This is a genomic window from uncultured Mediterranea sp., assembly GCF_902493215.1.
Classification (GTDB): domain Bacteria; phylum Bacteroidota; class Bacteroidia; order Bacteroidales; family Bacteroidaceae; genus Bacteroides.
In genome coordinates this window covers 302,325-314,032 of sequence record NZ_CABUOL010000001.1, presented here as the reverse complement: position 1 = coordinate 314,032, position 11,708 = coordinate 302,325, and the positions used below count along the sequence as shown (strand labels likewise).

General features: G+C 49.7%; 7 protein-coding genes. 4 read left to right on the top strand and 3 right to left on the bottom strand.

Annotation, left to right across the window (positions count from 1 at the left end; all coding sequences use genetic code 11):
- Positions 1–20 precede the first annotated feature (20 nt).
- Complete coding sequence (locus RDO88_RS01165; RefSeq protein WP_307757604.1) at positions 21–3,437, bottom strand: efflux RND transporter permease subunit; 3,417 nt, start codon at positions 3,435–3,437, stop codon at positions 21–23.
- 31 nt (positions 3,438–3,468) lie between these two features.
- Entirely contained in the window at positions 3,469–4,644 is a 1,176-nt protein-coding gene (locus tag RDO88_RS01160) for an efflux RND transporter periplasmic adaptor subunit (protein ID WP_307757603.1), read from the bottom strand.
- A 524-nt stretch (positions 4,645–5,168) separates the two neighbouring features.
- On the opposite strand from RDO88_RS01160, the gene RDO88_RS01155 reads away from it, so the two are divergent.
- A complete protein-coding gene (locus RDO88_RS01155; RefSeq protein ID WP_307757602.1) occupies positions 5,169–7,145 on the top strand; it encodes an Ig-like domain-containing protein in 1,977 nt (658 codons plus the stop codon).
- A gap of 46 nt (positions 7,146–7,191) precedes the next feature.
- Positions 7,192–8,013 carry a DUF3108 domain-containing protein gene (locus tag RDO88_RS01150; RefSeq protein ID WP_307757634.1) on the top strand — a complete coding sequence of 274 codons (822 nt, stop codon included), beginning with the start codon at positions 7,192–7,194 and terminating at the stop codon, positions 8,011–8,013.
- 33 nt (positions 8,014–8,046) lie between these two features.
- Here the strand turns inward: RDO88_RS01150 and RDO88_RS01145 are convergent, their stop codons facing one another.
- A complete protein-coding gene (locus RDO88_RS01145) occupies positions 8,047–8,451 on the bottom strand; it encodes a hotdog fold thioesterase (RefSeq protein WP_307757601.1) in 405 nt (134 codons plus the stop codon).
- Positions 8,452–8,654: 203 nt separating this feature from the next.
- Here RDO88_RS01145 and RDO88_RS01140 point away from each other — a divergent pair, with 203 nt between their 5' ends.
- On the top strand, positions 8,655–9,857 hold the full coding sequence (locus RDO88_RS01140) for a glycoside hydrolase family 88 protein (protein WP_307757600.1): 1,203 nt from the start codon (positions 8,655–8,657) through the stop codon (positions 9,855–9,857).
- Positions 9,858–9,967: 110 nt separating this feature from the next.
- Entirely contained in the window at positions 9,968–11,512 is a 1,545-nt protein-coding gene (locus RDO88_RS01135; RefSeq protein WP_307757599.1) for a sulfatase-like hydrolase/transferase, read from the top strand.
- Positions 11,513–11,708 lie beyond the last annotated feature (196 nt).

Sequence of the window (11,708 nt, the reverse complement as noted above, 5' to 3'; positions counted from 1 at the left end):
CTTCAACCGGAATACTTCATTTATTTACTGTATTGTTCTATTTCGGCCGTAGCGTCAGAATTGTCTACGTCTTCCCATTCCATCGGTTTGAATTTCTCCTGCAAATATTGGAAGGCTACAAACAGAGCGGGAACAATGAAGATTTGCAGAATCATACCGATCAACATACCACCGATAGCAGATGTTCCCAATGTACGGTTACCATTGGCACCTGCGCCTGATGCAAACATCAGCGGGAGCAGACCGACAATCATAGCCATAGACGTCATCAGGATAGGACGCAAACGGGCGGCGGCACCCAATACGGCTGCCCATGTGATACTCATACCCATTTTGCGGCGGTCGAGTGCAAACTCTACAATCAAGATGGCGTTCTTCGCCAACAATCCCATCAACATAATCAAGGCGATTTGCATGTAGATGTCATTGGACATGGAACCGATGATCATCTTCAAGGCAGGAACACTACCAATGGCACTGGCACCGTTGACGAAGAGGAAGCTTCCCAACAAACCGAAAGGTATGGAAAGCAATACAGACAACGGAAGAATGTAGCTCTCGTACTGCGCACTCAGCAACAGATAAACGAATACAAAGCAGAGCAGGAAGATGATACCTGTGGTGCTGCCGCTTGTCTGAGCCTCTTCACGTGCCATACCACCGAGTTCGTATCCGAAACCTGCGGGCAGGTTTTGTTGTGCCACTTCGGCTATGGCCTGCAGAGCCTGACCGGATGTGTAACCGGAAGCAGGTGCTACCATCACTTTCATAGAGGTGTAGAGGTTGAAACGGCTGATTACATCCGGACCATATACCTTTTCGATAGACACGAATTGGGTGATGGGTGCCATGTCGTTTCCGTTGCGTACTTTGATACTCTGCAGAGATTCCAGATTTTTGGTTGCATCCGGCTCTGCTTGTACCATAACACGATACATCTTACCAAAGCTGTTGAAGTTGGAGGCATACAGACCACCGTAATAACCTTGGAGTGTTGTCAGGATGTCACTGGGGCTGATGCCTGCCTTTTTACAGGCTGCAGCATCAATGTTCAGCATATATTGGGGGAAGTTGGGGTTGAAGCTGGTACGTGCGGAGTTTACTTCCGGCCGTTTCTCCAGTTCTGCCGTATATGCATTCACCACATCGAAGAAGTGATTCAAATCACCACCCGTTTTATCCTGCATGTTCAGTTCGATATCACTGGATGCCGAATAACCGGGAATCATAGGCGGAGCGAAGAACAATACCTGTGCTTCCTTGATAACCTTTTGTGCACGCATGAAAAGTGTAGCGTAGACAATGGTTGAGTTCTGCATGGTTGAACGCTCTTCCCAATTCTTAAGTTTGATGATGACCGAACCGTAAGATGGTCCTTGGCCGCCGATGAAACTGAAGCCGGAGATGATGGTACGTGATTCTACGGCCGGATCGGCTGCAACAAGACTGTCTACACGGCTCAGAATCTGTTGGGCGCGTTCCTGAGAAGTTCCGGGAGGCAGGGTTACGGCACCCATAATGGTACCCGTGTCTTCATTGGGAACCATACCGGTAGGAGTGATTTGCATGAAGAAAACCAGTAATGCAATGGAGGCAACTACAATACCTCCAGACAGCCATTTTTTCTGGATAAACCTCAATACTTGTTTCTTGTACTTGCCAAGGAGTGAATCGTATGAGTCATTGAAAGACTTTTTGAACTTGTCGGTTGTCATGCCTGCCAAAGCCAGAATACTGATAACAATCATTACGATACAGAGTACGGGATGGCTTTCAAAGCTGAAGAAACCGAAAATCATACCGATGATGGCAATTACAGTAAAGATAAGGGTAATGCCCGGGCGCATCATTCTTCCCAAAGAGTCTGCATAGCGGGCCAACATGATTTTGCGTGCTTCTTTGGTAGCTGTACCGACACGCTCTTTCAGGTGACCCTCGCTGTTGTGTGGTTTCAGGAAGATGGCACACAAGGCCGGACTTAAGGTCAATGCGTTGATGGCTGAGAAGGCGATGGCGATAGCCATTGTCAAACCGAACTGGCGGTAGAATGTACCTGCTGTACCTCCCATGAAGCTTACAGGAACGAATACAGACATCATGACCAAAGTAATGGAAACAAGTGCACCGCCTAATTCGTGCATGGCGTCGATGGATGCCGCGCGTGCCGATTTGTATCCCTGGTCAAGTTTTGCATGCACACCTTCGACAACCACAATGGCATCGTCGACCACAATGGCAATTGCAAGCACCATGGCCGAAAGTGTCAGCAGGTTGATACTGAAGCCAATCAGCTTCAATACGAAGAAGGTAGCAATCAAGGCAACCGGAATGGCAATCGCAGGAATCAACGTAGAACGCATATCCTGAAGGAATATGTATACCACGATAAATACCAGGATGAACGCTTCGATCAACGTCTTTACTACTTCATGTATGGAAGCGAAGAGGAAGTCGTTGGCATTTTGTGCAATATTGATTCTCAGGCCTGAAGGCAATTTTGCAGAATAGTCTTCAAGCAGCTTTTCGATGTCGCTGATGGTTTGGGTTGCGTTGGTACCTGCCATCTGATACACGATACAGCTGACAGATTTGTGCCCGTTTACCGTATTGTTGAATGTATAAGCCAAACGACCCAATTCAACACGTGCAATATCTTTCAAGCGAAGCACTTCACCGTTTTCCAAGGCCTTGATAACGATGTCTTCGAACTCGGCAGGCTGTTGCAGACGGCCTTTGTAACGTAAAGTGTATTGGAACGTTTGCTTTCCTCGTTCACCCAACTGACCCGGAGCGGCTTCGATGTTCTGTTCGCTCAAGGCTGCCACTACATCATTGGGAATCAGTTTGTATTGCGCCATGATATCAGGCTTCAACCAGATACGCATGGAGTAATCCTGTCCCATCACATTGGCATCACCTACACCGGTGACACGTTTTACTTCAGGAATCAGGTTGATGTTGGCATAGTTTTCCAGGAACTCGATGTTGTATTGGTCTTTTTCATCGTAGATGGAGAAGATCATCAACATAGAGGTCTGGCGTTTCTGGGTGGTTACACCGACTTTGGTTACTTCGGCAGGAAGCAGACCTTGTGCCATGGATACACGGTTCTGTACATTGACGGCAGCCATATCGGGGTCAGTACCTTGCTTGAAGTAGATTGAGATATCCGCAGATCCGCTGTTGGATGCATTGGAAGTCATGTACATCATGTTCTCCACACCGTTGATCTGGTCTTCCAGCGGGGATATGACTGAATTCAATACTGTCTGCGCATTGGCACCGGTATAGGTGGCACGTACAGATACCGTAGGCGGTGCAATGTCCGGGTATTGGGTAATTGGCAGCGTGGCCAACCCGATAAAGCCCAGAATTACTAACAGGATGGAGATAACTGTTGACAGTACCGGACGGTTAATAAATCTATCTAGTTTCATTCTTTCTTACAATTTGTTGGTTGGGTTTGTTTTATTGAAAGGCCGTTTGAATATTGCCATCTTTCTGGTCTTGCAAAGCTTTCTGGTATTCAGCTTCTTTGTCAGCCGGTGTAATGGGCGTGATGGCTTGTCCGTCTTTCAGTGACTGTACACCTTCGATGACTATCTTGTCACCCTTTTTCAGTCCGTCGGTCACGTAAAAGTATTTTCCGTCGTCCAAGGTGAATACTTTGATTTCTGTATTCTTCAGTGTATTGTCGGGCTGGAGTACAAGTACGAATTTCTTGTCCTGAATTTCGGTTGTGGCCGATTGGGGAATCATGATTACGTCGTGCAGCGGGTTGTGGAAGATGACGTTACCAGTACCTCCACTGCGCAGGATGTTGTGCTTGTTGGGGAAGAGTGCACGCATGTTCACAGAACCTGTAGCCTGGTCAATGACTCCGCTGATGGTTTCCACGCGGCCGCTGTCCGGATAGATGGTACCGTCTACCAGGCTCAACTGGATATCCGGCATTTTGTCGAGGATTTCCTTCATCGTACCGCCTTCGCGTATCATGGCCAGCAGCTGACGTTCGGTCATGGAGAAATAGGCGTACATTTCAGAAATGTCGGCAACTGTCGTCAAGGGTGTTGCAATGGATGCGCTTACCAGACTGCCTACACGGTAGGGGATGGTTCCTACTACACCGTCGCTGGGGCTGGTTACTTCCGTGTACGACAGATTGTTTTGGGCGTTGACGAGCTGTGCCTTAGCTTGTGCCAGATTGGCTTTGGCCTGTGCCAGCTGGTTCTCGGACATTTTCAGATCGTAGTCGCTGATGATGTTCTTCTTGTTCAGCTCGCGTTTGTTTTCAGTAGTCAGTTCTTGCGTGTTCAAAGCTGCCTGGGCTGTTTCAACGCTTGCTTTGGCTGAGTTCACGGCGGCTTGGTATTGTACAGGGTCGATGGTGAACAATACTTGCCCTTTGCGGACAACAGCACCTTCATCTACGTGCAGTTTGGTGATAAAACCGCTTACCATCGGGCGGATTTCTACATCCTGTTTACCTTTGATGGTAGCAGGATAACTGTTTGTCAGGTTTGCAGTGGTGGTATTTACCTCCATGACTGCAACTTCGGGGGCACTACCCGTACTTTTGTTGCCTTGTCCGCAGCTGCTGAGCAGGGCTAAGCAACTTGCCACTAATATTAATCTACTCTTCATACTTATTTATCTCTGTGTCTAATTATTAATGTCAACCCATGCTTTTTCTGAAAACTTAAGCGCTCTGTTTAGTTTTCAAGCATGCAAAAGTACCGATTTTTGATATATATAGGTTTGTAAAGGTGGTATTTTTTAACTATGTTTCAGAGAATTCTACCAGTATTCAAGAACGAAGACAGTAAGAAGTGTACTGTAGGTTTCTACCTTACATGACACAAGATACCGTCTCATGTTGCACAAGATGCCATCTCATGCTGTTCAAGATGCCATCTTATGCTGCTCAAGATGCCATCTTATGCTGCTCAAGATGCCATCTTGTGCAACGGATGATTGAAACTTGTACGGGCAAAGGCGCATCCTTTCCTCTCCGATGTCGGGATTTGCAGGTGGAAGTCTATGCGGATAAAATGTTTTTCGGTTCCTGATTCACATAAAAAACCAAAATAAAGGGACCTTTGTGCATGCTGTATGGATAGTTGTTGTATCTTTGCGTCAATATCTTTTGGTTGATAGATTCAGACTGCATGAAAGGATTGAAGAAAAAAACAGATAACGGTAGGGATGCGCTGTCGCTCAGACGCCTGCCTGTCTTCTTGGTTTTGGGTGTTTTGCTGTACTCATGTGCCAGCATAGGCCGTATCGAGGGAGGGCCGATTGACGAGACTCCGCCCCGGTTCCTGCAAAGTACACCTGAGCCGGGACAGCTGAACTATAAACGCAAGCGGGTAACCATTGCCTTCGACGAATATATCAAGCTGGACAATCCGAGTGAGAAGATTGTAATCTCGCCCCCCCAGATACAGCAGCCTGAAATCAAGACGAACGGAAAGAAGGTTATTGTCAATTTTCAGGATACGATGAAGACGGGCGTAACCTATACGATTGACTTCGGAGATGCCATTCAGGACAATAACGAAAGCAATCCGCTGGAACAGTTTACCTTTACGTTTTCTACAGGGGACAGGCTGGACACGATGGCCGTATCGGGCACCGTGTTGAATGCCTCCAACCTGGAGCCGGTGAAGGGTATGCTGGTGGGGTTGCAGTCCAATCTGGCCGATTCTGCTTTTACCTCTGTCCCCTTCGAGCGGGTGGGGCGTACGGACAGTCGCGGACGTTTTTCCATTCGTGGTGTAGCGCCGGGGACCTATCGCGTTTATGCCTTGCAGGATGCCGACCAGAATTTTTATTTTTCCCAGCCTGCCGAACAGATTGCCTGGCATGACTCCCTCATTATTCCGCGTTATGAATATCGCATGCGGCAGGATACCTCTTGGATTGACTCGCTGACCATCGATACGATAGTTGAGCACCAGTATACCCACTATTTGCCGGATGACATCCTGTTGCGCAGCTTTAAGGAGATACGATACAACCAGCGACTGGCCAAGAGTGAACGTTTGACGCCGCAGAAGTTTTCGCTCTACTTCACGGCGCCGGCCGACAGCCTGCCTTTGCTGAAGGGTCTCAATTTTGATGAGCGCGATGCGTTTGTCATCGAGCAGACGACCGGGCGCAATGATACGATTCACTATTGGATCAAGGACTCGTTGCTGTATAAGCAAGATACGTTGAATGTGGAGTTGACCTATCTGGCAACAGACACATTGGGACAACTTTCCCAGCGGAAAGATACACTCCGCCTGCTGGCGAAGCTGACCTATGCCAAACAGCTGAAGCAAAAGCAGGAGCAGGACGAGAAGAAGCTGGAAGAACTGAAGAAGGCTGCCAAGAAAAAGAAGAAACGGGATGAAGAAGGCAATGTAGTAGAGCCGGAAGAACCCAAGTTGCCGACCGAGTTCCTGCCTGTTGAGGTGTATGCGCCTTCGTCGATGGATGTATACGACTATATTACGCTGACTTTCCAGGAACCATTGACACGCATTGATACAGCGGCTTTCCATCTTCGGCAGAAGGTGGACACGCTGTGGAACGATATCCCGTTCGATTTCCAGCCAGACTCGCTGGACTTGAAAGTCTATAATGTATTTGCCGACTGGAAACCCGGTGAGAGCTATCAGTTTGCAGTGGACTCTATGGCCATCGAAGGTCTGTATGGCTTGTATACGGATAAAATCAAGCAGGAATTCAAGGTAAAGACCATAGAGGAATACGGTACCATCCTTTTTGATATAGCTGGTGCCGACTCCACTTCTTTCGTTGAGTTGCTGAATGCACAGGATGCAGTGGTACGCACCGTACCGGTAGTCGACGGGAAGGCCGATTTCTATTATCTGACGCCAGGCAAATATGGAGCGCGCCTGGTTGCAGACAAGAACCGGAATGGTATATGGGATACGGGCGATTATGAAAAACATATTCAGCCCGAGATGGTATACTATTATTTTCAGGTAGTGGAGTTGAAAGCCAACTTTGAACTGCAACAGACCTGGAACCTGTTTGACAGGGCGTTGGATGAACAGAAACCTTTGGAACTTAAAAAACAAAAGCCGGATGAAAAAAAGAAAAACAACAAACGAAGCAGTACCGGCAGCCGTTAGGCTGCAACCGGTACAAAAGCTGTGCAACGGCGGAATGAAAAGCTGGATGGCTGCACTGCTGCTGGTATGCGCGATATGCGCAGTGCCTGTCGGATCGTTGCGTGCGCAATGCACGGTTGAGAACAAGGCGTTCAAATCGGGTGAGCACGTGATGTACGACTTGTATTTCAACTGGAAATTTATCTGGGTCAAGGCAGGGCTGGCCAGCCTGACGACCAATGCCACGACCTATCATCGGAAACCGGCTTTTCGTTTCAACCTGCTTTCGGTAAGCAGCAAGCGGGTCGATTTCTTCTTCAAGATGCGCGATACGCTGACTTGTTACGTCGGCGAGCGTCTGGAACCGTTGTACTTCCGCAAGGGTGCCGAGGAAGGCAAACGCTATACCGTGGATGAAGCCTGGTTCGACTACAAGGACGGTGTGTCGTATGTGAACCAGCGGCGCACATGGCGCGACGGGCATGCCGATACGATGTCCTATAACGACAGCCGGTGCATTTACGATATGTTGAGCATCCTGGCCCAGGCCCGCTCCTGGGATCCCAAAGACTACAAGGTAGGGCAAAAGATCAATTTCCCGATGGCTACAGGACGTAGGGTAGAGGAGCAGACACTCATTTACCGTGGCAAAGAGAACGTCAAGGCCAACAACGATACGACCTACCGTTGCCTGGTATTCTCATTTGTGGAATACGTGCAGGACGGAAACAAGAAGAAAGAGAATGAAGTCATTACCTTTTTCATTTCCGACGACTTGAACCATCTTCCCATCCGTCTGGACCTGTATCTCAACTTTGGCTCGGCCAAGGCATTCCTGACCAGCGTGCGTGGCAATCGCTATCCGTTGACGTGTATAGTCGAGGATTAGGCCGGATGATAGTAGAACCCGTACTCCTTCCCGTTACAGATGGAAGGGGAGCGGGTCGTTTTTGCGGAAGGTCGTAGACTCAAAGCTGGCCACGATATCGCCGTGCTGGTTGGTGATTGTCACCTGATAGTATCCTGTGCTCCTTCCTATGTAGCATTCACGCGCTTCGGCAGTGAGCGTATCGCCTGCACCGCTGCTGCGCAGGAATGTGATGTGTGATGAAAGTGACAGGGCCAATGTCCCGTGTGAGTTGGCTGCTGCAGCCAGTGCCAGGTCGGCTAGTGTGAAGAGTACTCCTCCCTGTGTGCGCCGCCCTGCATTCAGATGTATTTCCGTGATTGTCAGTTGCGCTTTGCTATAGCCTTCTCTCACTTCTGTCAGTTCGATGCCTACTTTGCCGGCAAAATGGTCGTTCTTGAAAAACTCCTGTGGTGTCATTGTCTCTTGTCTTTTTAAGGGTGGTTGGATCCGTTTTCCGCCAGATAATGCATCGGTCTGGCGGAAAAAGTATGATTCTGCTTGCAAATGTAACAATTTTGTCCTTTAACTGTATGATTTAAGTATGTCTATCTTCCGGAAAGCACATACCTTTGTCCGTGTCAAAGAAGTATGAACTATACATTAATTTATAATCCTTTGTTATGAAAACAACCCTGACAACCCTGGGAGTTTCCCTCCTGATTTTTGCAAGTTGCGCAGGCCAGAAGCAGGCGGAGAGCAACTTCATCCAAGACAACATCGACAATGCGGTGGCGCAGCATACCTTGCAGACCGACATTATCGAGAAATCCGGTAAGATATTGAATCCCCGTACCATCGAAAAGGATGGAAGCATTCACTATGTGCCCATTGACGACTGGTGCTCGGGTTTCTTCCCCGGCAGCATGTGGCTGACTTATGAATTGACCGGCGACCAGAAATGGGAGAAGCTGGCCGAGAAATATACGGAAGACCTGGACTCGGTAAAATACCTGAAGTGGCATCACGATGTCGGTTTCATGATCGGTTGCAGCTATCTGAACGGATATCGTCTGGCCGGTAAGACAGAGTATAAGGATGTGATTGTAGAGGCTGCCAAGTCGTTGTCCACCCGTTTCCGTCCGGGAGCAGGCGTTATCCAGTCGTGGGATGCCGACCGTGGCTGGCAGGGAACACGCGGCTGGAAGTGCCCTGTAATCATTGATAATATGATGAACCTGGAACTGCTGTTTGAAGCGACCCGCCTGTCGGGCGATTCCACTTTCTACCAGATAGCCGTGAAACATGCAGACACAACGCTGGCCAACCATTTCCGTGCCGACAACAGTTGCTATCATGTGGTGGACTATGATCCAGAAACCGGTGAGGTACGCAGCAAGCAGACAGCACAGGGTTATGCACACGAATCGGCTTGGGCGCGCGGACAGGCCTGGGCTTTGTATGGCTATACCGCCTGCTACCGTTATACTCACGACAAGAAGTATCTGGATCAGGCAGAAAAAGTATACAACTTCATCTTCAACAACAAGAATCTGCCGGCCGACCTGGTTCCTTACTGGGACTACGATGCGCCCAACATTCCCAACGAACCGCGCGATGCTTCGGCTGCCGCCTGTACGGCTTCCGCTCTTTATGAGCTGAGTACGTATGTTCCCGATAAAAACTACAAGGAAACGGCCGACCGCATCATGGAAAGTCTGGCTTCTCCGTCCTATCGTGCAGAAGTGGGGACGAACGGCAATTTCATCCTGATGCATTCCGTGGGCAGTATTCCTCATAACGCCGAGATTGACGTGCCGCTGAACTACGCCGATTATTATTTCCTCGAAGGATTGATGCGCAAGCGCGATCTTGAAAAGAAATAATTCGGTTACAGATATAAGTTGCGGGCTACAGACTGCAGGCAGGAAGACCAAGTGCCGGTATCTGCAGTTTGTAGCCTGCAGTTTGTTTCTCCCTCAAACAACAATGAACCATGAAACATTCTTTCAATCTTATCATAGGCAGTGCCGGTCTGCTTGCTTTGGCCGGATGCAAGGCACAACAGTCTGAACAACCTTGCCAGCCCAATGTCATCTATGTATTTCCCGACCAGTACCGCAATCAGGCCATGGAGTTCTGGAGACTGGAAGGCTTCCGCGAACATGTCAACTTCCGGAATGACCCCGTTCATACGCCTCGTTTGAACGATTTTGCCCGTGAGTCGGTGGTGTTGACTTCGGCACAGAGCAACTGTCCTCTGAGCAGCCCGCATCGTGGCATTCTGCTGACGGGCATGTATCCCAACAAGAGCGGAGTGCCCTTGAACTGCAACGCCGACCGCCCCATCAGTTCCCTGCGGGCGGATGCCGAATGCGTCAGCGACGTTTTCAGCAAGGCGGGTTATGACTGTGCTTACTTCGGCAAGCTGCACGTCGATTTTCCCACGCCCAATGACCCTGCCCGGCCGGGCCATTATGTAGAAGACCGCGTACCGGCCTGGGACGCCTATACGCCGAAGGAGCGTCGCCATGGCTTCAACTATTGGTATTCCTACGGAACGTATGACGTACACAAGAATCCCCATTACTGGGATACGGAAGGACGTCGGCACGACCCCAAGGAGTGGTCGCCCCTGCACGAGGCCAAGATGGTGGTCAACTATCTGAAGAACGAAGGCAACGTGCGCAATCCGAAGAAGCCGTTCTTCATCATGGTGGGCATGAATCCGCCCCATAGCCCTTACCGCTCGCTGGACGACTGTATGGAGGAGGACTTCAATCTCTACAAGGATGTGCCGCTGGACAGCCTGTTGGTACGTCCCAATGCCGATGCCACGATGGAGAAGGCAGCCAGTACCCCCTATTATTTCGCTTCGGTGACCGGTGTGGACCGTGCTTTCGGACAGATACTCGATGCGCTGAAGGAACTGGGACTGGACAAGAACACCATCGTTGTCTTCTCGTCGGATCACGGTGAAACGATGTGCAGCCAGCGTACCGACGATCCCAAGAATTCACCTTATGCCGAATCGATGAATGTGCCTTTCCTGGTGCGATATCCCGGCAAGCTGGCGCCGCGTGTGGACGACCTGATGCTTTCGTCGCCCGACATCATGCCTACCTTGTTGGGGCTGGCCGGCCTGACCGATTCCATTCCTGCTGCGGTGCAGGGACGCAACTATGCACCTCTTTTCTTCGATGAAAAGGCTGATATGGTGCGCCCGACTGGTGCACTCTACATCCAGAATGTAGACGGTAAGAAGGACGCCGAAGGCAAGGTGCAGACTTACTTTCCCTCGGCCCGTGGTTTCAAGTCGGCCCGTTATACACTGGCACTCTACATCGACCGTCAGACCCGCCAGTTGAAGAAGTCGCTCCTCTTCGATGATGTGAACGATCCGTATCAGCTGAACAACCTGCCGCTGGATGAACATCCCGAAGTGGTAAAGGAACTTTGTGCCGAGATGGGCAAGGTGTTGAAGGAGATAGAAGATCCCTGGTATCTGGAGGGCATTCTGAAGGATATGATACCATATTGATGCCGTTTTTTCTCTTTCTTGACAGAAATATGCCCTTGCATGCTGACGAAGTGCTTCCTGAGAGTCTGATGCAGTGCTTTGTCACCCTCTCAGGAAGTGCTTCGTGACAACCTCACGAAGCACTGTGTCAGACCGTCAGGAAGCACTGTGTCGCAACGCCTGCCTGCGGGTGTTGGTGATAGGATACAAGCGAGGC